General features: G+C 59.4%; 21 protein-coding genes. 13 read left to right on the top strand and 8 right to left on the bottom strand.

Features of this window, described 5'->3' with window-relative positions; all coding sequences use genetic code 11:
• The first annotated feature begins 26 nt into the window (after positions 1 to 26).
• The 4 genes from PMI22_RS26050 (at position 27) to PMI22_RS26065 (ending at position 4,544) form a co-directional block, all read left to right on the top strand.
• Positions 27 to 1,595, top strand: a complete 1,569-nt coding sequence (locus PMI22_RS26050) for a long-chain-fatty-acid--CoA ligase (protein WP_007943002.1) — start codon at positions 27 to 29, stop codon at positions 1,593 to 1,595.
• 90 nt (positions 1,596 to 1,685) lie between these two features.
• The gene (locus PMI22_RS26055; RefSeq protein WP_007943001.1) at positions 1,686 to 2,021 is read left to right on the top strand and encodes a helix-turn-helix transcriptional regulator; all 336 of its coding nucleotides are present in this window, start codon (positions 1,686 to 1,688) and stop codon (positions 2,019 to 2,021) included.
• 11 nt (positions 2,022 to 2,032) lie between these two features.
• On the top strand, positions 2,033 to 2,935 hold the full coding sequence (locus PMI22_RS26060; protein WP_007943000.1) for an enoyl-CoA hydratase: 903 nt from the start codon (positions 2,033 to 2,035) through the stop codon (positions 2,933 to 2,935).
• A 52-nt stretch (positions 2,936 to 2,987) separates the two neighbouring features.
• Positions 2,988 to 4,544, top strand: coding sequence for an acyl-CoA synthetase (locus PMI22_RS26065; protein ID WP_007942999.1), 1,557 nt, complete (start codon positions 2,988 to 2,990; stop codon positions 4,542 to 4,544).
• Positions 4,545 to 4,724: 180 nt separating this feature from the next.
• Here PMI22_RS26065 and PMI22_RS26070 read toward each other — a convergent pair whose 3' ends face one another.
• Both PMI22_RS26070 and PMI22_RS26075 read right to left on the bottom strand, forming a co-directional pair.
• Positions 4,725 to 6,224: a DUF1254 domain-containing protein gene (locus tag PMI22_RS26070; protein ID WP_007942998.1), complete on the bottom strand. Its 1,500-nt coding sequence runs from the start codon at positions 6,222 to 6,224 to the stop codon at positions 4,725 to 4,727.
• A gap of 58 nt (positions 6,225 to 6,282) precedes the next feature.
• Complete coding sequence (locus tag PMI22_RS26075) at positions 6,283 to 7,779, bottom strand: DUF1254 domain-containing protein (RefSeq protein ID WP_007942997.1); 1,497 nt, start codon at positions 7,777 to 7,779, stop codon at positions 6,283 to 6,285.
• Between the two features lie 326 nt (positions 7,780 to 8,105).
• On the opposite strand from PMI22_RS26075, the gene PMI22_RS26080 reads away from it, so the two are divergent.
• The 7 genes from PMI22_RS26080 (at position 8,106) to PMI22_RS26110 (ending at position 15,443) form a co-directional block, all read left to right on the top strand.
• Positions 8,106 to 9,299: an acyl-CoA dehydrogenase family protein gene (locus tag PMI22_RS26080; RefSeq protein ID WP_007942995.1), complete on the top strand. Its 1,194-nt coding sequence runs from the start codon at positions 8,106 to 8,108 to the stop codon at positions 9,297 to 9,299.
• A gap of 14 nt (positions 9,300 to 9,313) precedes the next feature.
• Positions 9,314 to 10,456, top strand: a complete 1,143-nt coding sequence (locus tag PMI22_RS26085; protein ID WP_007942994.1) for an acyl-CoA dehydrogenase family protein — start codon at positions 9,314 to 9,316, stop codon at positions 10,454 to 10,456.
• A gap of 66 nt (positions 10,457 to 10,522) precedes the next feature.
• Positions 10,523 to 11,350, top strand: coding sequence for an enoyl-CoA hydratase-related protein (locus tag PMI22_RS26090; protein ID WP_202949198.1), 828 nt, complete (start codon positions 10,523 to 10,525; stop codon positions 11,348 to 11,350).
• 55 nt (positions 11,351 to 11,405) lie between these two features.
• Positions 11,406 to 12,167 carry an SDR family oxidoreductase gene (locus PMI22_RS26095; protein WP_033048707.1) on the top strand — a complete coding sequence of 254 codons (762 nt, stop codon included), beginning with the start codon at positions 11,406 to 11,408 and terminating at the stop codon, positions 12,165 to 12,167.
• Between the two features lie 47 nt (positions 12,168 to 12,214).
• On the top strand, positions 12,215 to 12,991 hold the full coding sequence (locus tag PMI22_RS26100) for an SDR family NAD(P)-dependent oxidoreductase (RefSeq protein WP_007942991.1): 777 nt from the start codon (positions 12,215 to 12,217) through the stop codon (positions 12,989 to 12,991).
• Positions 12,992 to 13,051: 60 nt separating this feature from the next.
• Positions 13,052 to 14,344 (top strand): acyl-CoA dehydrogenase family protein, encoded by a 1,293-nt coding sequence (locus PMI22_RS26105; protein WP_007942990.1) that lies wholly within the window; start codon positions 13,052 to 13,054, stop codon positions 14,342 to 14,344.
• Between the two features lie 34 nt (positions 14,345 to 14,378).
• A complete protein-coding gene (locus PMI22_RS26110; protein ID WP_007942989.1) occupies positions 14,379 to 15,443 on the top strand; it encodes a phosphotransferase family protein in 1,065 nt (354 codons plus the stop codon).
• A 46-nt stretch (positions 15,444 to 15,489) separates the two neighbouring features.
• On the opposite strand, the gene PMI22_RS26115 is transcribed toward PMI22_RS26110, so the two are convergent.
• Positions 15,490 to 16,932 (bottom strand): DUF1254 domain-containing protein, encoded by a 1,443-nt coding sequence (locus PMI22_RS26115; protein ID WP_007942988.1) that lies wholly within the window; start codon positions 16,930 to 16,932, stop codon positions 15,490 to 15,492.
• 203 nt (positions 16,933 to 17,135) lie between these two features.
• Here PMI22_RS26115 and PMI22_RS26120 point away from each other — a divergent pair, with 203 nt between their 5' ends.
• Positions 17,136 to 17,999, top strand: coding sequence for an MBL fold metallo-hydrolase (locus tag PMI22_RS26120; protein ID WP_007942986.1), 864 nt, complete (start codon positions 17,136 to 17,138; stop codon positions 17,997 to 17,999).
• A 217-nt stretch (positions 18,000 to 18,216) separates the two neighbouring features.
• Here the strand turns inward: PMI22_RS26120 and PMI22_RS26125 are convergent, their stop codons facing one another.
• The 3 genes from PMI22_RS26125 to PMI22_RS26135 form a co-directional block, all read right to left on the bottom strand.
• Entirely contained in the window at positions 18,217 to 18,483 is a 267-nt protein-coding gene (locus PMI22_RS26125; RefSeq protein WP_007942984.1) for a DUF1652 domain-containing protein, read from the bottom strand.
• A gap of 324 nt (positions 18,484 to 18,807) precedes the next feature.
• On the bottom strand, positions 18,808 to 19,665 hold the full coding sequence (locus tag PMI22_RS26130) for a TauD/TfdA dioxygenase family protein (protein ID WP_007942983.1): 858 nt from the start codon (positions 19,663 to 19,665) through the stop codon (positions 18,808 to 18,810).
• A gap of 209 nt (positions 19,666 to 19,874) precedes the next feature.
• Positions 19,875 to 20,900 (bottom strand): AraC family transcriptional regulator, encoded by a 1,026-nt coding sequence (locus PMI22_RS26135; RefSeq protein WP_007942982.1) that lies wholly within the window; start codon positions 20,898 to 20,900, stop codon positions 19,875 to 19,877.
• Between the two features lie 111 nt (positions 20,901 to 21,011).
• On the opposite strand from PMI22_RS26135, the gene PMI22_RS26140 reads away from it, so the two are divergent.
• Positions 21,012 to 22,049 (top strand): alpha/beta fold hydrolase, encoded by a 1,038-nt coding sequence (locus PMI22_RS26140; protein WP_007942981.1) that lies wholly within the window; start codon positions 21,012 to 21,014, stop codon positions 22,047 to 22,049.
• A gap of 65 nt (positions 22,050 to 22,114) precedes the next feature.
• On the opposite strand, the gene PMI22_RS26145 is transcribed toward PMI22_RS26140, so the two are convergent.
• Positions 22,115 to 22,594 (bottom strand): 2,4'-dihydroxyacetophenone dioxygenase family protein, encoded by a 480-nt coding sequence (locus tag PMI22_RS26145; RefSeq protein WP_007942980.1) that lies wholly within the window; start codon positions 22,592 to 22,594, stop codon positions 22,115 to 22,117.
• Between the two features lie 107 nt (positions 22,595 to 22,701).
• Complete coding sequence (locus tag PMI22_RS26150; RefSeq protein ID WP_202949200.1) at positions 22,702 to 23,574, bottom strand: TauD/TfdA dioxygenase family protein; 873 nt, start codon at positions 23,572 to 23,574, stop codon at positions 22,702 to 22,704.
• Between the last annotated feature and the right edge of the window lie 80 nt (positions 23,575 to 23,654).

Raw genomic sequence — 23,654 nt, 5'->3', positions numbered from 1 at the left:
TATAAAAACAAGAGTGGGAGGTTTCGATGTACATGACTCAAGGGCTGCATCGCCACATGCAGCAGCACCCCGATGCCACGGCCATCCGCTACCAGGGCGACGGTGTGACGTTTGCCCAATTGGGTGATCGCGTGGCCCGTCTGGCCGGTGCACTCCAGGCATTGGGTGTGGCCAGTGACGAGCGCGTGGCGATGCTTTCGCTGAACTCACAACGCTTTATCGAGTATTACCTGGCGGTGCCTTGGGCCGATGCCGTGCTCAATCCGGTGAACATTCGCTGGAGCGCGGCGGAGATTGTCTACTCGCTGGACGATTCGCAAACGTCGGTACTGATCGTCGACGACACCTTCCTGGCGCTGGCTGAAAAAATCGGCAGCACGGCGAAAACCCTGCGCCTGATGATTTATGCCGGCGACGGTGAAACACCCGCGGGCATGCTCAATTACGAATCCTTGATCGCCAATCATGCACCGGTGGAAGATGCCCGGCGTGGCGGCGATTCACTGTTGGGGCTGTTCTACACCGGAGGCACCACGGGCTTTCCCAAGGGGGTGATGCTCAGCCACAACAACATCGGTTTTTCTGCCTTGGCCGTCCTCGGTCAGGCGCTTTTTGGCCCGCACACCGTGTATCTGCATGCCATGCCGATGTTCCACCTGGCTGACCTGGCGGCAATGGTTGCGCTGTTCATCAGTGGCGGCACCCATGTGGTGTTACCGGCGTTCAAGCCCCGGGAGGCATTGGAATTGATCAGCGGGGAGCAAGCCAGCGACACCTTGCTGGCACCGACCATGATCCAGATGTTGCTGGATGCACGGGAGGCGGACCCGGCCGTCGCCGTGCTTGACTTGAGTCCACTGCGGGAAATCACCTATGGCGCTTCGGTGATTTCACCGGCGTTGCTCGATCGTGCCCGCCGGGCCTTCTCGGCAGCAGATTTCCAGCAAGGCTACGGCATGACCGAAATGTCCCCGAGCATCAGTCTGCTTGCGCCCGAGCATCACAGCGAAGCCCACCAGCGCAGCGGCAAGATGTATTCGGCAGGGCTGCCAATCAATTGCGTCGAGGTGCGCATCGTCGACAGTGAAGACCGCGAGGTGCCGCGAGGCACGGTGGGTGAGGTGGTGGCACGAGGTCCGAACGTCATGCTCGGGTACTGGAACAAACCCGAAGCGACCGCCGAAACGCTACGTGGTGGCTGGATGCACACCGGCGACGGTGGCTACATGGATGAGGACGGGTTCATCTACATCTGCGACCGCCTCAAGGACATGATCGTCAGTGGCGGCGAGAACATCTTCACTGCCGAGGTCGAGAGCGCCATCGCCAGTCATCCGGCGGTCGCGCAGTGCGCCGTGATCGGGATTCCCTGTGACAAGTGGGGTGAGTCGGTGCATGCCGTCATCGTCTGCCGGGCAGAGTCGTGCATCAGCGAGCACGAAATCATCTCGCATTGTCGCGAGCGCATCGCGAGCTACAAAGTCCCTCGCAGTGTGGAGCTGCGCGACACCTTGCCATTGTCCAGCGTCGGTAAAGTGCTGAAGACCGAACTGCGCAAACCCTTCTGGGAAAACCGCTCGCGTCATATCGCCTGAGCCTCGACAGGCAGCCCATTGCGACCGTTGTCTCGCCTTCCTCGGGGGGCGGGCTTCGTGTTGCCCTCGGGCATCGCAAGGACATCAGTGATGACACCGTCAATGCCAATCGCGCAGTCAATGACTGACGCCGTGATGCATCAGCTCGATGCCGGTCTTTTCGATCAGCACGCGGTGACGCAGCGCCTGGGCGTCAGCGTGCGCACGTTGCAGCGTCGGCTGGCCGCCGATGGCACCAGCTTCAAGACGCTATTGCGCGAGGCGCGTCGACAAAAGGCCACACGCTACTTCAGCGAAGGGCGCCATAGCATCAAGGAAGTGGCCTACCTGCTCGGATTCCAGGACCTGAGCAACTTCGCCCGCACCTGTCGCGACTGGTTCGGTGTGCCTGCGACCCAACTGCTTAACCCTGACAATCATTCATAAGAGCATTCACCATGAGCCAGCCACTTGTTCTTGAATACAAGACCATCGCCTACGAAAAACCGGCGCCGCACATAGCCCGCATCAGCCTCGACCGCGCCGACAAGCGCAACGCCCAGGACACCCATCTGTTGTACGAGCTCAATGCCGCGATGGATTGCGCCAACCGCGATGACGAAGTCAAGGTCATCATCCTCGCGGCCAAGGGCGAGCATTTCTCTGCCGGCCACGACGTGAGCGAGGTGGACCCCACCGACGCCATGGCCCAGTGGGACACGATCGGCACCTTCTGCGGATACGGTTGCGCCACATCAACCGTCGAGTCGCAGATGACCCGGGAAAAGGAAATCTACATTGGCTTTTCCGAGCGCTGGCGCAACATTGCCAAGCCGACCATCGCCCAGGTCCAGGGCAAGTGCATTGCCGGCGGCCTGATGCTGGTCTGGCCATGCGACCTGATCGTGGCCAGTGAAGACGCCTTGTTCATGGACAACACCGTGGCGATGGGCGTGTGCGGCATCGAATTCTTCGCCCACCCGTGGGAAATGGGCCTGCGCCAGGCCAAGGAATTTCTCTTCACCTCCGGTTGGGTGAATGCCCAGGACGCCTGGCGCATGGGCATGGTCAACCATGTCGTGGCCCCGGAGAAACTGGCTGATTTCACCCTCGCCCTGGCCGCCAACATCGCCCAGAAACCATCGTTTGCACTCAAGCTGGCCAAGGAAGCGCTCAACGCCGCCCAGGACGCACAAGGCCGGGTCAGCGCCATGCAGACCGCCTTCGCCCTGCATCAGGTCACCCACGCCCACAACACCCAGCGCTTCGGCATGTTGCTGGACCCGACCGGCATGCCTCGCATGACGGCTGGCGCAGTCAAGAAGCCCGTGGCAGCCGAAAGCGAAACGTCGGTGAAGTGAAGTGCAAGGGTCGCTTCGGCGGCCCGTCCAGAACAAAAAACAGGGGAATCGCATGTACATCACTCAAGGGCTGCATCGGCATATCCAGCAGAGACCCAACGCGATAGCCGTGCGTGACCGAGGTCAGGCACTGACCTTCGTGCAACTCGGCGAGCGGGTCGCAAGACTGGCCGCGGCGCTGCAACGACTCGGGGTCAAACCCGGGGACCGGGTGGCAATGCTGGCGCAAAACTCGGTGCGCTACATCGAATATTTCCTGGCCGTACCTTGGGCGAACGCGGTGCTCAATCCGGTCAATAGCCGTTGGAGCCTCAGTGAAATTCTGTACTCACTGGACGACTCTGAAACCTCGGTGTTGATCGTTGATGACGCGTTCATGGAGCAGGGCAAACAGATCGCGGTTCAAGCGATGACGGTCGAACGCGTCATTCATGTCGGTATCGACGAAACACCGCCCCTCATGCTCGATTACGAAACGCTGATCGCTGAAAATCCACCGGTGGAGGATGCGCGTCGGCGTGGTAATGCGTTGCTGGGGATTTTTTATACCGGCGGAACCACCGGATTCCCCAAAGGCGTCATGCTCAGCCACAACAACGTGGCCAGCTCCTCTATGGCTACCGTGGCGATGGGTTCCTATGGCGCCGACGCGGTGTTTTTGCATGTGATGCCGATGTTTCACCTGGCCGATATCTGGGCCATGACCGGGCTGTTCATCAGCGGTGGCAGTCATGTGGTATTGCCGGCGTTCGATCCGGCCACGGTGTTGCGGACCATCTCCGAAGAGCGGGTCAACCAGGTACTGCTGGCGCCGACCATGATCCAGATGCTGCTGGACTGGCGCGACAATCATCCGCAATCTGCCGCGCTGGACCTGGGCTCGTTGACCACCTTGTATTACGGCGCGTCGACCATCACCCCCGCATTGCTGGACCGGGCGTGCAAGGCTTTCCCTCGGGCGCAGTTTTTCCAGGGGTATGGCATGACCGAGCTGTCACCGATGGCCAGCACCTTGAGTGGCGAATTTCACAGCGTCGAACACCAGGCCAGCGGCAAGATGTATTCCGCCGGACAGGCATCGGTCTGCACCGAGGTGCGCATCGTCGATGAAAACGATTGCGAAGTGCCCCGTGGCTGCGTCGGCGAGGTGATCGTGCGCGGGCCCAATGTAATGCTCGGTTATTGGAAAAAGCCGCAAGCCACCGAGGTCGCCCTGAAAAACGGCTGGATGCACACCGGTGATGGCGGCTACATGGACGCCGATGGCTTTATCCATATTTGCGACCGGCTCAAGGACATGATCATCAGCGGTGGCGAAAACATCTACAGCGCCGAAGTCGAGACAGCCATCGCCAGCCATCAGGCAGTGGCGCAGTGCGCGGTGATCGGCATTCCCAGCGAAAAATGGGGGGAGGCCGTGCATGCCGTCATCGTCCTGAAACCCGATGCCGATGCAGGCTTCGATGCCATCCTTGCCCACTGCCGTGAACGAATTGCCGGCTACAAATGCCCGCGAAGCGCCGAGTTTCGCGCCGTGCTGCCACTGTCCGGTGTCGGCAAAGTGCTGAAAACCGAATTGCGCAAACCCTTCCAGGATGCTCAACCTTGATGTTGGAAGAATAACGCGGCACACACGGACCCCGTGGGAGCGGGCTTGCTCCGGGCGGCGTTCCGACGATGAGGCCATCAGATCCAACATCTTCGTTGACTGATAGACCATCGCGAGCAAGCTCGCTCCTGCAGTAAAGGTAACGCCCGGGCCGGGAATGCTGGTCCGGGCGCTTTTCTTTCAGCCAACCTTGACGACGCCAGGCATGGCATAGCTGCCATCGATCAACGGCCCGCGAGGTCCATAAAAACGCGCGGTGAACTGGAACGCATCCCGTGGGGCGGGCAGCCAGTTGCGACGTTGATCGGGGTCACCGGGTTCGTCGGCCTGGACGTAGATCACCAATTTGCCGTCGACCGTGTGCAACTTGCCGCGTTGCAGCATGTAGCTGTTGAGCGAGTAACGATCGATTGGGTTGTCGACGAAAAACCCTTCCTGGTCGTACAGCGGCAACTCCCAGAACTCCGTCACCGGTGGCATGTCTTTGAGGTCGAAGGTGATGGTGTAGCGGTTCTTCCCATTGAGCGGTTGCCCCGCTGCATCGTTGTACATGCGCGCGGCGGTGTGTGAGCGAACGGGCACCGGGCCAAGCACGGCGATATAACCGGCCAGTGCGCGGCGCATCCAGTCGGTATCTTGGTAACCGATGTCTGTGGCCAGCGACCAGCCATTCATTGGTTTGCCCGTACCCTTGGCCAATTGTGCCTTTAGCGCGGTGACGCCGTCCTCGATACCCTCGGCCACGGCGGTTTGCAACGCAGGGGACAGACTGGTCGGATCGAAAGATTGCCCGGCCTTGAGTCCAAGCCGGTCAAAGCGAGCGAACGCTTGCAGTTCCTTATGCCCGTCGGCCTGCTTGGTGAAGCTCGGATCGTTGAGGATCAGACTGACCCATTGCAGAAACTCCGTGCCCCGCAGGCGACTCGGCTCGCGCACATTTTCCATGCCGCTATACGTCGGATATTCGGCCTTGCCCGGCACCACGTCTTCGGCACGCACATCTTTTTTGCCTGAGGCCAGCCACTGGCTCAGCGGCATCAACGTGATACGGTCCATGAAGGCATTAATCGCCTTGAGTTCTTCCGGGGTGTCGTCCGTCAGGGCGAGGCGGCCGAGGGCCACGGCGAAATCGGAGGGCGACTGCACGACCTCTTCGCCAACGAACTCGGCGGGGAGAGTGCCGCTCCAGTTCGGCCCGACGAACAGGCGGCGCACCGGGCCAGGCGCATTGAACTGACTGCCGATCATGTGCCACCAGCGCGAATAGTTGTCAGCCATTTGCACGCTCCAATAGCGCTCGTCGGCCTTGGACATTGTCAACACGACGGGTTCCTGGCTGAGGTCTAGCATCGCCAGACCGTACAGCGTCGTGGCATTGGGTGTGGTCGCAAAACGCGGCAGGGCCTTGGCGGGCTGGCGTGACCATTTGAAGCGGTTCAGGCCCACGAAACGCGGGCTTTTCGGATTTTGCGCGTGGATGTAGCGCAGATGATAAAGCGCCACCGGGTGCATGCCCCAGAGGAACACCTCCCGGGCAATGGCACGGGCCTCTTTGGGTGTCAGGGGGGCGGTGGCCGGGTTGGCTTGAGCGGGCTTGGGTATGAACCCGCCGAAGGTCAAGGTCGGGGCGATCACCGCACCGGTCAGCAGGGGCAAGAAGTCTCTACGAGTGAATTTCATCACGGGTTCTCTGAAGAGTTAAAACTGGCGCTAAAGGTCGTCATGAATACCTCAGGGATCAACTCACCCGAACGGCACCGGGCATGGCGTAGCTGGCGTCGATCAGCGGTCCGCGGGGTCCATAGAAACGCGCGGCGAACTGGAAGCCTTCCTTGGGTGCCGGCAGCCAGTTGCGGTGTTGGTCAGGGTCGGTCGGCGCCTCGTGCTGCACATAAATCACCAGTTTGCCCCCGGCGGTGTGCAACTTGCCGCGCTGGAGCATGTAGCTGTTGAGCGAGTAGCGGTTGATTGGGTTGTCGACGAAGTAACCTTCGCGGTCGTACAGCGGCAGTTCCCAGAATTCGGTGACGGGCGGCATGTCGGCCAGATCGAACGTGAGGGTGTAGCGGTGCTCGCCGTGCAGCGGTTGGCCCCGGGAATCGCTGAGGGCAAAGCCGGCGGTGTGCGAGCGCGAAGGAATCGGCCCGAGTATTGCGACGTAGCCGTACACGGCACGCATCAACCAGTCGCTGTCTTGGTAACCCAGATTGGTGGAGAGCGACCAGCCGTTCATGTCAGCCCCCAGGCCCTTGGCAATCTGTGCCTGGACCGCCTTTCTGCCATCCTCGATCCCCGCTTCGATAGCCACCAAAACTGGAGCCGATAGACTGCCCGGTTCGAAGGTTTGCCCAGCTTTGAGGCCCAGTCGCTCGAAGCGGGCGAAGGCAGCAATTTCCTTGTGTCCGTCCGCTTGCTTGGTGAAGCTCGGATCATTGAGGATCAGGCTGACCCAACGCAGAAAGTCCGTACCCTTGAGGCGACCCGGCTCGCGCATGTTCTCCATGCCCGGGAACGTCGGATAGCTGGCGCGCATCAGCGGCACGTCTTCGGCCCTGATCTCTTTTTTACCCGCTGCGATCCATTGGCTCAGGGGCATGAGTGTGACGCGGTCCATGATTGCGTTGATGGTCTTAAGCTCTTGCGCGGTGTCGTCGGTCAGGGCGATGCGCAACAACGCGACGGCAAAGTCCGAATCCGATTGCACGATTTCTTCGCCGACAAAGTCGGCGGGCAACTTTCCGCTCCAGTTCGGACCGACGAACAAACGGCGCACCGGGCCGGGCGCATTGAACTGGCTGCCGATCATGTGCCACCAGCGCGAATAGTTGTCGGCCATCTGCAGGCTCCAGTAACGCTGGTCGACTGCCGGGATCGTGACCACCACCGGTTCCGCACTCAGGTCGAGCATGGCGTTGCCATAAAGCGTGGTGGCGTTCGGCGTCGTGGCCCCGCGTTGCTTGGCAGAGTAGGGCGCACGTGCCAGCCGTAGGCGGTTGAGGCCAACATAGCGGGGGTTCTGTTCGTTCTGCACGAGGTTGTAGCGAAAGTGATAAATCGCCACCGGGTGCATGCCCCAGAGAAACGCTTCCCGGGCAATCTCGCGGGCCTGTTCGGGTGTCAGCGGCAGATCGGCTGGCTTGGCATCGGCACTGGCCTTGTAGGCATTGATGCCAAGCAGGGGCGTGGCGCTGGCGGCGGCCAGCAGGGTAAGGGTTTGGCGTCGATTGAACTTCATGGGCAGTGCTCCAGTTGGCGCCAGTGAAGACGGCGCGTCTGTTTTTCTTGTTGAGTGACTGTCTGTGGCAGCCAGTTATTTCACCTCCCAATGGTTGTTTAGAGAGCCGGCGCGGCGATAGCCATGAGTCTCGTCATTGGACGCCAAAGCGTCGTCATTTGACGCCATGGCGGTGTTCCTGTGGTGCTACCGCCAGCAGGAGAGGGGGGTGGGTTTTTTCCCCCTGACCGGGTGGGTGCGCGCTCGGTTCATTCCTCTACCGTGGCTGTCGGTGGGCGAGTCGGGCCGTTCCTGACCCCCTTCAGCCGAATGCGAGGAGTACATCAGTGGATATCCAGTTCACCCCTGCCGAACAGGCCTTCCGCGAGGAAGTGCGCGCGTTTTTGCGTCACACAGTGCCCGCCGATATTGCTGCACGCGGACGCCTTGGCAAGCATTTCAATAAAGAGGACCAAGTGGCCTGGATGCGCCTGCTCAATGAGCGGGGATGGCTGGCCGCCGGATGGCCCGTGGAGTTTGGTGGCACCGGGTGGGGGGTGGTCGAGAAGCATATTTTCGAGGAAGAGTGCGCCGCGTTCGGTGCACCGGGCATCGTGCCATTCGGTGTCAACATGGTCGCTCCGGTGATCATCAAGTTTGGTACACCCGAGCAGCAGGCGCGTTTCCTGCCGCGCATTCTCAGTTGCGAAGACTGGTGGTGCCAGGGCTATTCCGAGCCGGGGGCCGGTTCTGACCTTGCCGCCTTGAAGACACGTGCTGTTCGCGATGGCGATCACTACGTGGTCAATGGCCAGAAAACCTGGACCACCACGGCCCATTACGCTGACTGGATGTTTTGCCTGGTCCGTACCGACCCCGACGCACAACAGCAACGCGGTATCAGCTTCTTGCTGATCGATATGAAAACCCCGGGCATCACCGTTCGGCCGATCATCACCCTCGACGGTGAACACGAAGTCAATGAAGTGTTCCTCGACGACGTGCGGGTGCCGGTGCAGAACCTGGTCGGTGAAGAAAACAAGGGCTGGACCTGCGCCAAGTATCTGTTGACCCACGAGCGCACCAGCATTGTCGGCATCGGCCAAGCCAAACAGATGCTTTCGCGGCTCAAGCAGATCGCAAGCCAGGAGCAGCGAGACGGTTTGCCCTTGATCGATGACGATCAATTGCGCCTGCAAATCGCCGATCTGGAGATCCAGCTGAGAGCAATCGAGATGAGCAACTTGCGCACCCTTGCGTCCGCCCGTGACGGTGGGGTTCCCGGTGCCGAGAGTTCGTTCCTGAAGATCAAGGGCTCGGAGATTCGCCAGGCCATCACCTACCTGATGAGCAAGACGCTGGGCCCGTATGCCATGCCTTTTGTCGAAGAAGAACTCGGTTACGGCGACCAACCGGACCTGTACCGCGACTACAGCACCGCACCATTCAGCCAGTACCTGGACATGCGCAAGACCTCGGTCTACGGCGGTTCCAACGAAATCCAGAAGAACATCATCGCCAAGATGATTCTTGAGTTGTAAGGGGCTTATCGATCATGGACTTCAAACTTTCCGAAGAGCAGCAGATGCTGCAAGACACCGTCTCCCGTCTGGTGCGTGACAGCTACGATTTCGAGTTGCGCGAGCGCTTTGCCGCAAGTGAAGAGGGTTTCAGTGTCGCGTTCTGGCAGCAGCTCGCCGAACTTGGGCTGACCGCCGTGCCATTTGCGTCCGAGTACGGCGGCTTCGGCGGCGGTGGAGTAGAGACCCTGCTGACCATGACCGAGCTGGGCCGTGGCTTGTGCCTGGAACCCTACCTTCATTCGGTGATTTTTGCCGGTGGCCTGCTGAGCCAGCTTGGCAACGACGAGCAGCGCAGCGAATTGCTGCCGCAGGTCGCCAGCGGTCAATTGCAACTGGCGGTCGCTGTCGATGAGCCGACCAGTCATTACCAATTGCACGATGTGCGTACTAGCGCCGAGGCGGTAAGCGGCGGCTGGAAACTCAATGGCCGTAAATCGGTGGTAGTCGCCGGCCACAGCGCCGGGATGATTGTAGTGTCGGCGCGCACTGCCGGCAGCGAGCGCGATGAAAAAGGTGTCAGCCTGTTCTTGCTCGACCCCAATGCACCGGGCGTCAGCCGTCGTGCCTATCCCACCATGGACGGACGCAAGGCTTGCGACCTGTACCTTGAAAACGTTGTTGTCAGCGCTGCCGCGATGCTCGGTGAAGCGGGCCAGGCCCTGACGGCTTTGCGTTATCAGCAGGGCCGAGCGATTGCGGCGCAGTGCGCCGAAGCGGTGGGCAGCATGGAAGCGGTGTGCGACCTGACCCTCGACTATCTGAAGACGCGCAAACAGTTCGGCCAGGCGATCGGCAAGTTCCAGGTTTTGCAGCACCGCATGGTGGACATGCGCATCGAACTGGACCAGGCCACATCGATGGCCATCCTCGCCTCTTGCGCAGCGGACGCACCGGACAACGACGACCGCAGCAGCACCCTGGCAGCCGCCAAAGTCCTGATCGTGCGCGCCGGCCGGTTCATCGCCGACCAGGGTATTCAGTTGCACGGTGGCATCGGCCTGACCTGGGAGTACGTGTTGTCGCACCACGCCAAGCACTTGCTGATGCTCAACCATCAGTTCGGTAACGATGACCATCACCTCAAGACATACAGCCGACTGATGCGGGTCGACTGACACAGTTGGGCATCGCTTTGCTTCTTTATGGGTTCTCGGGCCCTTTTTTCAGGAAAACCAGCCACCGTGAACTACCAGATGATCACCTACGAAAAACGCGACGCCGTCGCCGTCCTCACGCTCAACCAGCCGGAACTGCTCAATGCCTTGAGCGCGGCGATGCTGGGGGAAGTCCTCGAAGCCTTGGCCGAGGTGCGCCAGGACAACCGCGTGCGGGCCTTGGTGTTGACCGCCAACGGCAAGCTGTTTAGCGCTGGCGCTCAATTGAACGAACTTTTACACGGTGGTGAGGCGGGGCTAAGCCGCGGGGCCAATGTCGCGCGGATGATGGACGGGGTGTTCAACCCCGTTGTAGCCCAACTGCGCGAGTTGCCGGTACCCGTAGTCGTTGCCTTGAACGGTGGTGTCGCCGGGGGCGCCGTGGGGCTGGCTCTGGCGGCAGACGTCATCATTGCCGCGCGTTCGGCGTACTTCTATTTGCCGTTCGTGCCGAAACTCGGCCTGGTGCCGGACCTCGGTTCGTCGTGGTTCCTCGAACGTCTGCTCGGTGGTCCACGGGCGTTGGCCCTGACGTTGACGGGCGGGCGCTGGTCGGCTGAACAGGCCGAACGCTGGGGCATGATTCACGCCTGCGTGGACGCTGAAGCCTTGTCGGGCCAGGCCATGGACGTGGCCCGTCAACTGGCTGCTCTACCCGCCCACGGGGTGATCGAGGCGCGTAGTGTATTCGATGCGGCCAGAGGCAATTCGCTGGCGCAACAGTTGACCTATGAGACTGATCGCCAGCGCGAGCTTTTGGACAGGCCCACCTTCGAACAGGGTGCCCAGGCGTTTCTGGCGAAACGCGAGCCGCAGTTTCCCGGGCGCGAATCCGGCGTCATGAACACTCACTGACTATTTCGCTATGACAGGCGCTGGCACAGCGTCGCAAGCCATTGGAGCAAAAATGATGAACAGTAGTTTTTCCGGTCAGGTCGCTCTGGTTACGGGGGCTGCGGGTGGAATTGGCAGGGCCGCGGCCATGGCTTTCGCAGCGGCAGGCTTGAAGGTTGCGGTGGTCGATTGTCAGCGCGACGGTGGCGAAAACACCGTGCGGATGATTCGCGAGGCGGGTGGGGAAGCCAGCTTTTTCCCCTGCGACGTGACCTCTGATGCCCAGGTCAAGCAACTCACTGAACAGGTGCTCGCTACTTATGGGGCCATTGACTATGCCCACAACAACGCCGGAATCGAGCGCGAGAAAGGCCGAGTGGGTGACAGTGGTGAGGAGGTTTACGACGCGCTGATGGACGTGAACGTCAAAGGCGTCTGGATGTGCATGAAGTACCAGCTGGAAGTAATGCTGGCCCAGGGGCGTGGGGCGATTGTCAACACCGCATCGGTCGCTGGCCTGCGCGGCGTTCGCAAAATGGGCATTTACAGTGCCAGTAAACACGCCGTAGTCGCACTGACCAAATCCGCGGCCATCGAGTACGCGAAAAAGGGTATCCGCATCAATGCCGTGTGCCCGGCGGTCATCGAGACGCCCATGCTCGAGCAGATGATCAAGTTCGATCCCTTAGTGGCGGAACGCTCTGCGGCCATGCATCCCATCGGCCGGCTGGGGCGTGCCGACGAGGTGGCCAACGCCGTGCTGTTCCTGTGCAGCGACGGTGCCAGTTTCATCACCGGGCACGCGCTCGCCGTCGATGGCGGATTGAGCGCCGGCTGATTCTGCACTGCATCCAGACTGCGTATTCAACGAGAGAGATTTCATTCATGACGCAACCGCTATCGTGCGCCCCCGCGCGCAACTTCGCCAACGCGCTCGACTTCACCGGCAAGACTGTTTTGGTGGTCGGTGGCTCCAGTGGCATTGGTAATGGCATCGCCCAAAGCTTCCGCGAACTCGGCGCCCAGGTGCATGTGTGGGGCACTCGCTCGCACGCCTGCGACTACAGCATGGAAGAAGGCTCGGACTTGCAAGGCTTGCACTATGCCCAGGTCGATTTGAACGAACAGTCGGCTATCGAAGAGGTTCAGCCGGCATTCGAGCGTCTTGATGTGTTGGTACTGGCCCAAGGCACGATTTTGTACAAGCGCGCCGAATTCGATATGCAGGGCTTCGACAAAGTCATGCGGGTCAATCTGGGCAGCATGATGGCGTGCTCGCTCAAGTTCCAGGACATGCTGCAACGCAGCCAAGGGGCATTGATCACTCTGAGTTCTACGGCGGGTTTTCGCACGACCCGTGGCAACCCGGCCTATGCCGCCTCCAAGTCGGGCGTCGTCGGGCTCACCGCCACCCTGGGCGACGCTTGGGCAAATCAGGGTATTCGGGTCAATGGCATTGCTCCGGGATTGGTCGATACCAAGTTGACACGGGTCAGCACGCAATCACCAGAGCGCCTGCAGGGACTATTGGCACGTATCCCACTCAGGCGCATGGGCCTGCCCGAGGAGATGGCGGGTGCAGCGGTGTTCCTGGCCTCGCCTTTGTCCTCCTACATGGTGGGGCAAACCTTGCTGGTGGACGGCGGACTTACGCTGGCCTGAACCCTTCGAAACCCTACATTGGCCACCGCTCGGTGGCGTTAATTGCGACGGAGTAATGACATGAGCTGGTCCTTTGAAACCGATGCCCAATTCCAGGCTGAACTCGACTGGATGGATGAATTCGTGCGCACCCGCGTTGAGCCGCTCGACCATATTCTGGACTGCGCCTATGACGTGAAGAACCCGGCCAACGTGCGCCTGGTGCGGCCATTGCAGGCTGAGGTCAAGGCCCGTGGCCTGTGGGCCAGCCATTTGGGACCTGAACTCGGCGGGCAAGGTTTTGGGCAGGTGAAGCTGGGCTTGATGAACGAAATTCTCGGGCGCTCAGACTTTGCCCCGATCGTATTCGGTTGCCAGGCGCCTGATACCGGCAATGCGGAAATCCTCGCCCACTTCGGTACCCCGGAACAGAAGCGACGCTGGCTGGAACCGTTGTTGGCAAACGATATTGTTTCGTGCTTTTCAATGACTGAACCCCAGGGTGGTTCAGATCCTCAGGTGTTCACCACTCGGGCTGTCCTCGAGGGTGACGAGTGGGTCATCAATGGCGAAAAGTGGTTTTCATCCAACGCTCGCTATGCCGACTTCTTCATCGTGATGGCCGTGACCGATCCTGAAGCCCCACTGATTTCCAGTCAGTCGATGTTTATCGTTCCGGCAGGTACACCGGGCCTGGAGATTGTTCGTGATGTGGGCTTTGCCTCCGAGAAAGTCGCCACCCATGCCTACGTGCGCTACACCAACGTCCGCGTGCCGGCCGATCATATTCTCGGTGGCGTCGGCCAGGCCTTCGTGGTCGCACAAACACGCCTTGGTGGAGGTCGCATTCACCATGCGATGCGCACTATCGGTGAGGCAAAAATGATCCTCGACATGGCCTGCGAACGGGTATTGTCGCGGGTGACCAAGGGCGAACGCCTGGCCCGCAAGCAGATGGTGCAGGAGAAGATCGCCGACAGCTGGATCGAGCTGGAGCAATTCCGTCTGCTGGTATTGCGAACTGCCTGGCTGATTGACAAACACCAGGACTACAAACGCGTGCGCAAGGACATCGCTGCCGTCAAGGCCGTCATGCCCAAGGTCCTGCACGATATCGCCTCCCGCGCCCTGCACCTGCATGGCTCGATCGGCGTGTCCGATGAAATGCCATTTGTACATAGCGTGGTCAACTCGTATTTCCTGGGACTGGCCGACGGTCCTACCGAAGTGCACAAAGTCACCGTGGCCCGAGAGATCCTCGATACCTATCAGGCGTGCGACGAGTTGTTCCCGGCGTACCACCTGCCGCGTCAACGTGCCCGTGCATTGAACCAGTACAGCGATGTGCTCGAAGACCTGCAAGGTGTCCTGTGACGGGCGCTCTTGGCATGAATGACGGGAGTGCCTGATGAGCAAAATGGAAAACGGCCTGGATTGGCAGACACTGGTGGATATCCCTCGGCTGCAACGGTGGATGGACGTCGAGGGGCTGGGCGAGGGGCCGATCAGTGGTGCGCAACCACTGGCCGGTGGCACCCAGAACCTGCTACTGCTTCTGCACCGTAGCGGCCGCGACTATGTCCTGCGCCGGCCGCCGCTGCATCCGCGCATGGACGGCAACGCCACGATGCGCCGTGAAATGCGGGTCTTGCAGGCGCTGGCCGCCACCGACGTGCCGCATGCGGGATTCATCGCCGGGTGTAAAGACACTGAGGTGTTGGGTTCGGCGTTTTATCTGATGGAGCCCATTGAGGGGTTCAACGCGTGCGAGCGGATGCCGGCCCTGCATGCCGGCGACCTGGCCGTACGGCATGCCATGGGCCTGGCCTTGGCTGATGGTGCCGCGGCCTTGGGTCGGGTCGATCTGGCACGGGTTGGCTTGAGCGACCTGGGCAAGGTCGAGGGTTTCCTCGAACGCCAGGTCCCGCGCTGGCAAGCGTTGCTCCATAGTTACGAGGAGTTCACCGGCTGGAGTGGTTCGCAGGCGTTGGGCGATGTGGGCGCCATCGGGCGTTGGCTGGAGCAACGACGACCCCCAACGTTCGAACCGGGACTGATGCATGGTGACTATCACTTGGCCAACGTAATGTTCCGCAATGACGGGCCGCAATTAGGTGCCATCGTCGACTGGGAAATGACCACGGCAGGGGATCCATTGCTGGACCTCGGCTGGATGCTCGCGACCTGGCCGGATGCTGATGGCATCGCCACGGGCCCGGCTACCCCGCAGCCATGGAGCGGATTTCCTGACGCCGGGGCGCTGATAGCCCGTTACGCCATGGGCAGTAAACGCGACCTGAGCCACGTGCAGTGGTACGCGGTTTTGGCCTGTTACAAGCTGGGTATCGTGCTTGAGGGTACCCACGCTCGTGCCTGCGCCGGCAAGGCATCCAGAGAAATCGGGGTGCAGTTGCATCAGGCTGCGCTGAAGCTTTTCGAACGTGCAAGCCAGTGGATCGAAGGCAGGCGCTGAGAAAAGAGGACGCTTTGCAGCCAGAGGCAGCGAAGCGTCCTCAATTTCAATCAATGCGTTTGACGGCCGGTGGCACCCATTCGCCGTTAGTTACTTCCGATTTCGGCGCGTATAGGCGCAATGCCAACTTGAACCCACCTTGTGCTGGCGTCGGCAGCCAGTTCGCTTTCTTGTCGCCTCCTGGCGAATCCTTCTGGATGTAAAGCGTGAGAGAGCCGTCGTCGTCAAATGTGAGGTGACTTCGATCACCCAATGCGTAACGGTTTAGCGTGTTGGGAACCAGATACGATTCCTTGTCGTACATCGTCAAAGACCAGAAGGCATTGACTGGAGGCAGCTGCTCCTTGGTGAAGTGCAGGACGTATCGGTGAGCCGCGTCATAAGGTTTGCCGTCGCCGTCTATCAGCGATAGTGGATAAAAGGCGTCCTCGATCAAATTGCCACCGACACCAAAATAGGTCCATGCGGCCCGATAGGTGTACTGGGTGCCATAGCGACCCATGTCACGGGTCAGGTTCCAGCCGTTTACTCGCTTGCCCAGTTTTGCTTCTTCGTCGTGAACAGCTTGTCGACCTTCTGCAACCCCGCGCTCGATCGCCTGTTGTACTTGCGGTGTGAATCGCTGCATGTCGAATGCTACGCCGGGCTTGATACCTATCTGCGCAATTCGAGTCATCACAGGGCTGTCCGCCGGGTAGGGTGGGTTATGCACCATCAATGCATTCAAACGTTGAAAAAACACTTGAGCCGGCATGACGTCCACTTGGGCCGGCACGGGGGTCTTGCTATCCACACCGGGTTTAAGCGGCAGGTTGTCCGGTGGTGTGTAGGCATTGCCCCACGCCGAAAGCGGCACCAGTTTGTACTGGTCTTGCAGCGCGTGAACGGCGGCGTAATCCTCGGTTCCTGCGGTATAGGTGCGGCCCCCCAGTAGCGCAAGACTGGTAGGCATGCGCAGTTCGGTCATGCCCTTGGGCAACGTCCCGCGCCAGTCGGGGCCAACGATGGCGAACGTGCCACCTTTGCCACCCAGTGTGCGCGAGCCGGGCGCGTGCGGCACGTTGTTCCATGCGTCGATCAATTGCATGATCCAGAACCGGTCGCCCATCGGCGGGACGAACAAAACCATCGGTTCTCTGGATAAATCCAGGTTGGCCAGCGAATACAGCGTGTCGACATTCAGACCGACGACGGTCTTGTTATCCGCGTTGGGAAACTCGCGATAGTGGACGAACTGGTTGAGGGGCGCTTGAAGCTTTCCGACCTTGGTGACGTGAGTCTGTATGTCACTCTGGGTCTGTATGTACACCAGCGGCAAGCCAAAGACATAAGCCTCCTTCGCCAGGGTTTGCGCTTGCTGCGCAGAGACCGGCGCGTTGATCGCAGCGCTGGTCAGACAGGCCGGAGCGCACAGGCTCAGAGCCACGCAACACTGTTTTAATAACCGGCGCAGTCGAGGTGAAGATGCACGACGATGTTGATTGATCATGATTACCTCCGGATGGCTGCACAGGTCGAAACACCGCCTATAGCTTAGCTTGCCAATGTTATATAGCGTATTCGGGCCACCTGTCAGTGGTTAACCTTCCCCCCAAAAGGGGGGTGTGGCGGGTGAGTGCGCGGGCTTAACCTGACGCCCGAGGCAACACTTCAAACGGTCGTCGAGATGACAAAATTAAAAAGGTAGGCATCGTGGAACGTACTATTTCCACCCTGGCGGGCACATCTCGCAGGCTTGATGGCGGCATTTTGTTCGGCCAGACCCCGCGCCGGCGTTGGGCAGATTTGATGAGGCCCGACCACGACAACCTGGTGGAGATCGCGGCGCGAACAATGCTGGTGCAAGAGCAGGGCAAGAACACGCTGGTCATGGCTGGCGCCGACGGGCTGCTGGTAGCTGCGAATCGCAATTGCCGCTGTCAGCCGCGCAAACCGGGATTGCTCGAAAGTCTGGCGCAACATGGTCTGGATGAAAACGCGGTGGACGCCGTGGTGTTGACCCATCTACAGGCGCATCTTTCCAGTGAACTCAGTGAACTGATCAGGGACGGGGAGATGCCACGCCTTTTATTTCCCCGCGCGCGTTACTTCTGCGGCGAACGTCATTGGCTGCGGGCACGCCATCCGCATCCACGCGACCGGGATTTGTTCGTTTCACCTCTAAATCACCGGCTTGAAGGCAGTGGGCGGTTGACGTTGATCGGTGATTCCGGCTGCGAGGCGTTCGGTGAGGGCTGGCGGTTTCACACCAGCGATGGTTATACCCCGGGACAACTGTTGCCCGAAGTTCAACTGCCTGGTGGTCCGGTGTTGTTTGCGGGCGATCTGATACCAGGGACCCATTGGTTGAACCTGGCAATGACCAGCGCGTTTGACCGCAACCCTGAATGCGTGATCGATGAAAAGGAGCACGTGCTCGACAACCTTGTGGCCAACGGTGGACGTCTGTTTTTTGCTCGCGATCCCGATGTGACGATGGTCAGGGTAATGCGCGACCGACAATCGCGCTATATCCCCTTTGACTATTACAGAACGTTGAGCCGCTTCGACAGCTGAGTGCTGCATGGTTGAGTGTTTGTATTTGCAAACATACAAATTGAATCGGTCCAAGAGTTGAAAGCATCGGATAGCTGCTTTTGGCCGCTTTCTGCCTGTCGTGACCGGCAGAAGTCGACCCACAGCTGCCCTTCGCAAACGGATTCAATCGACCTCGTCAGGCACACGCGAGACACCATTTGTCACCCATTCTAGGACATCACGTTATGGACGAGGATTACTCACCACACTTTGCCGATGCATTTTCAAGAAAGCCCGCCTGACGTGTGGCCATTTCACTGCGAAGCTCACCAATTAGAGCAGCGATGGCCTGATTACTAGTGAGACTCGCAGCAGACACTCCTGTCACGAGTAAATCAACACGGCCAGAATAAGGCTCGAATACCCGAATCATCAATGATTGGTCGTAGTTGATGGTGCAGGTACAGGCTAATGGCAGAAACCCACACTCAATGATGTGGCGTAACTCGCGATTGGAAATCATGAGATTTTTCCGTAAAGCAAGGCGCGAGATTTTTTAGTGTTCATGGCTTGTCCTCCGCTTTGAGGAAGGACAAGGGTGGATCAGTCGCAACGAGAGTTGCGTCCTATGTCACCCAAATTGACGATCGATGGTATGAGGACCGTGAAAGTCGTACTGATATCGGCTTCAGATTCGACTTCGATGCTACTGTGATGGGCGTTTACAATAGCTGAAGCTACATAGAGCCCTAGCCCGAGCCCCGCATCAGCGCCGTATTCGACGCCGGCAAATACCGACCCAATGGAGACGCTCGGAAACGTCTCCTGTCTCTGGACCATTTACATATCAGTAGGGTTTGTCGCCGATAATGGCCGCGCGTTCCATCTTGCGATGGCAAGGCGGATAGTCCATCACTGCATAGTGTTGGGTGCAGCGGTTGTCCCATATCGCCACGCTGTTTTTCTTCCAACGCCAACGGACCTGGTACTCGGGGTTGTAGGCCTGGCTGATCAGGTACTTCAGCAAATCGACACCTTTTTGGTTGTAGTCCTGGCCGACACGGACACGTCCTTGGCTGTGGTAATTCACGAAATGCGTAGCGTAGGCATTGACGAACAGCACCTTCTCGCCCGTTTCGGGATGGGTACGCACGACGGGATGTTCGGCATCTGGGTATTGCGCCTTCATCGCCAGGCGCTTCTCCTTTGGCATGGCGGCGGCAAAGGAGGAATTGAAGCTATGGTTGGCGATTAGGCTGTCGATTTCCTGCTTCACATCTATAGGCAGGTTGTCATAAGCCAGCACCATGTTGGCCCACATGGTGTCGCCACCGGTCGGTGGGCATTCGATGCAACGAAGAACGGCACCCATCGGCGGCGATTCACGCCAGGTGGCGTCGCAGTGCCATGCATTCTCGTAGCGATCCGCCGGATTCTCCGGGGTCTTGTAGATTTGCACGAGCCCCGGAGCCTCTGGATGGCTGGGGAGCATCGGGTGGGTTTCAAGCTGGCCGAGGCGCATGGCAAATGCTTCGTGGTCGCGGCGTGAGAGCTTGTCCAGATCCTGGTCGCGCAGGAACAGCACCTTGTATTTCAATAGCGCTGCATAAACTTCATTGAACAAGTCGTCATCGCTTACTGCGTCGCCGAGATTCACATTGTGCAGTTCTGCGCCGATGGCACAGGTCAATTGTTCGACTCGCATTGCGTCTCCATTTCGATGGTTCTTGGCCGGGCCGTGGGCGGGAAGCAGGTAAAATTGTGCCTGGACATACGGCGGCGCTTGTTATTGTTGGTCCAATCTTTGTGGGTGCGGCGGGGCGGGGTATGGCCGCAGGCCCATAATAGGAAGAGCGAGCGTTTCGCCATGGGCATGGCGGGACATTTTCTTCGCGAATTGGGACAGCAAGCGGATTAAAGCGAGGGTTTCACCTTGCTCTTTCGGTAAGCGGCGGCCCAATCCGAGGGTGTCTTGCCGAACTGGCTGCGGAACCAGCGTGAAAAGTCACCGGCGGAGGAGAAACCGAGGAGTTCGGCAACTTCATACAACCGACGTTTGCTGTTGGCCAGGTACTCTTCGGCGAGTTCGGCGCGGACAGCATTGATGATTGTCGTGACACTCTCGCCCTCGGCAGCCAGGTGTCGGCTAAGGGTGCGTCGATGCATGCCAAGATGCTGGGCAATCCCATCGACAGAACACAGTCCGCTTGGCAGCAGCATCTTGACGATCTGGCGTACCCGCTGCGCCGGCTCGTCGCGCAGGGTGCTCAACTGCAGGTCCAGCGATCGCTTTATTTCCCGATGCAATGCGGGGTCAGCCGCAGGAATGGGCATGTCCAAATCGCGCCTTCGGCAAACGATGGCATTAAACTCTTGAGAAAACTCAATGGCTGTGCCCAGCACGCGGTGGTGCACTTCAAGGCTGGCAGGTCGCTCGTGAGTAAAACTGAACCTGACCGGGCGGAACGTATTGCACGTCAGCACGCTCAATATCCGCAATCCGATACCCGTCGACTGTTCGATAGCCTGGCGCCAGACACCGTGATGGCCCTGCATTTTTACCCCCACATGCAGCAGCACCAAGTCGCCTACATCCTCAAGTCGCAACTCCACCCCGGCGTTATGCAGACGCATATAGCGCGCGCACGATTGCAAGGCGGCGCGCAGTGTCGGTTCTTCGCGGATGAGTAGCGCGAGCATGCCGAAATTGGATAGGTGTCGCGTTTCCGCGAGCAGCAGTCCGAAGGCCTCCTGGCCGGAGAGGCGGGCCGATTCCTCCAGCAGCCATCCCACCGAATCGCTACTGATCATGACATTCGGATCGTCGAGGGCACTGGCTGGCAACTTGGCCAAACGCAGCATACGAAATGGATCGAGCCCCACTGAACGGGCAACCTGCTCATAGTTGGTAAGGCTGGCACTGCGCGTCAGGGTGTACATGCATCCCCTCATGTCCCAACTTCACAAGATTGTGTCCTCAGAAGCTTAGTGCAGGACACCCGATCACGGCTACCTTCAGGCCGACAACTACAACAAAGATGGAGGTAGATAATGGACACGCGCACCGCAACACATATCAACCAGCCGCTTGCGGCAGGGGTGCAATTGGACGCTGACGATCCTGAGGCATTCAACCACTGCTTTGCCGAACTCAACGGCATTCGCATGCATTACATCGACGAGGGGCAGGGCCCGCTGGTCATCATGCTGCACGGTTTTCCCTACCTTTGGTACATGTGGCGCCGCCAGATCGTGGCGTTGGCCGACGCCGGTTATCGGGTCGTGGTCCCCGATCAGCGGGGTTTTGGGCAAACCGATCGCCCCGATGCCATTGAAGCCTATGACATGAGCCAGGCCGTCGGCGACATGGTGGGCTTGATGGCGACTCTGGGCGAAACCTCCGCAGTGATCATTGGGCACGACTTAGGCGCCTGGGTGGCCCAAGCCGCAGCCATGCTACGGCCGGATCTGTTCCGTGGCCTGGTGATGCTCAATACGCCGGTGCCACCGCGCGGCAAGGTCAAGCCGACCGTAGGTTTGCAAGCAATGGCGAAGGGCCGGGTGTATCACCACCTGTATTTCCAGCAGCTCGACAAGCAAGATCGCGAGCTGGCCAGCGACCCGCGCAAGACCTTGCGTAGCGTTTTCTATTCGATTTCCGGCAGTGCTGTCGGCGCTGAACGCTGGCGACTGTTCGTCGAGCCAGGTGAGCCCATTCTCAATGCCTTCACTGAACCGAAGGGCGAGTTCCCGTCATGGCTGAGCGCAAGGGCGCTCGATTACTACGTCGCCGAATACACGCGCACCGGGTTTACCGGTGCCCTGAACTACTACCGCTGTCGCGACCGGAACTGGGAAATTACCGCGTTTCTCGACGGTGCGGTGGTGCGCCAACCGAGCCTGTTCATCGGTGGTGCTGCCGACCCTTCACTGGAGCCAGTCGAAATCCGCAGTCTCTACGATCAGCTCGACACCTATCTACCCGGGCTACAGAAGAAAGTACTGCTACCCGGCGTGGGCCATAGCGCGGCGGAAGAAAGTGCCGAGCAAGTCAACGAACTGCTCCTGACGTTTCTCGAACAGTTCTAACGATGGGGGGCGAGCGCTTTGGTGCGCCCGCCCGATTCGCGTTTTTTCGCGGCAATGCCTGTTACTCAGTTGAATGCCGTCAGGTCTTTCGGTGCGATGTCATGCTGCTCGCAGTAGGCAAGATAGCGGTGCAATCCTGACTTCCAGTTTTCGAGCGCGACGATGTTGTCGTTGCCGTCCAGAAACGCGAGATCGCCATTCACCTGAACCAGGGTGAGCACATACCCCTCTGTGCTTCCCGTGCTGACGACTTCAGGCGTGTGAGTCGATCCAGCCGTTTCATAGACGATGCTGCCAGGGCCGGCGATCCAGTCATGCTCCTTGTATTTCCACTGACCTTCGATCGTATAGACCATCACAGTACCCGTGTGGTGATGCTTAGGAAGTTGCATGTCGATCGGTGACTTCATCATGACGATCCATTCACCACGGATGGGGTCAAGCTTGAAGTACTTCAGCAGAACGTTTTCCGCATAGGGAGTAAAGGGTACCCACGGCAGCGATTCGCCATCGATGACTGCGGTGTCGATGTGTTCGTAGAGCATGTCTATCTCCATTGATGCGGTTCAGATCGGGTATTCGTAGGCAGACAAGGCCCCCCGACAATCTCTGATAGTCGGGTGGGCTGGTTTCTCAGGGGAAATTGTTCGAATCAGGTGAGCGGGGTGCCCGCAAGTGTGGCGCGGAGCATCTTTCTTGGTGCATTGCCGTAGTCGGCCACCGCGTAGTGCTGGACTTGCAAGTTATCCCACATGGCAACCGTGTTGGTGCGCCACTTCAGGCGTACCTGGTACTCCGGAATAGCCGCCTGAGAGGTCAAGTAGTTCATCAGGTGATGTGCCTCGGGCATGAAGTCCTGGCCGTAGCGGATGTCTTCGAAGTTGAAGAAGTTCGCGAAATGGGTTGTGAACGCGGAGTTGACGAACAGCACCTTTTCACCTGTTTCAGGGTGGATCAGTACCACCGGATGTTCAGCGGCGGGGGTTTTCAGGGCCATTGCGTGACGTTCTTCGCGGGGCATCTGGGCACCAAAGGAGTGCTCGGCACTGTGTTTTGCGAACAGGCCTTCGATCCGTTGTTTGATGGTGCTGGGCAGGTTTTCGTAAGCCATTACCATGTTGGAGAACAGGGTGTCGCCGCCGGATTCAGGGCCTTGCTCGCAGCGCAATATCGCGCCGCGAGGCGGAGCCGGCTTAAAGGTGACATCGGTATGCCACAGGTTTTCGCGGCTCGCTTTTTCGACAAAACTCTTGGGCTTACTTGGGTCGAGGTTGCGGTACAACATCAGAAGCTTGTCTGCCTCCGGGTGGCTCGGTGCCAAGGGATGTCCTTCCAAGTCGCCGAATTGCGCGGCGAAGTGCTGTTGCTCCATAGGGGTGATGTCCTGATCGCGAAAGAACAGCACTTTGTGCTTCAACCACAGCGCCCGGATTTCCGCGATCAGTTCGGGGTCTTGGGCAGCATCGGCCAGGTTGATATTGCTGAGTTCTGCACCGATGGCGGGGGAGCAAATTTCCACCTTGATCGAATGCTGACGCACTGACGACCGGATAAGGGCGGGTGCTGAAGGCGTGTCTTGGGTGGCGATAATTGTCATTGTTGTCT

This window comes from Pseudomonas sp. GM21 (assembly GCF_000282215.1).
Taxonomy (GTDB): domain Bacteria; phylum Pseudomonadota; class Gammaproteobacteria; order Pseudomonadales; family Pseudomonadaceae; genus Aquipseudomonas.
The sequence above is the reverse complement of the archived record's forward strand: the minus strand, read 5'-3'. Positions and strand labels throughout refer to the sequence as shown.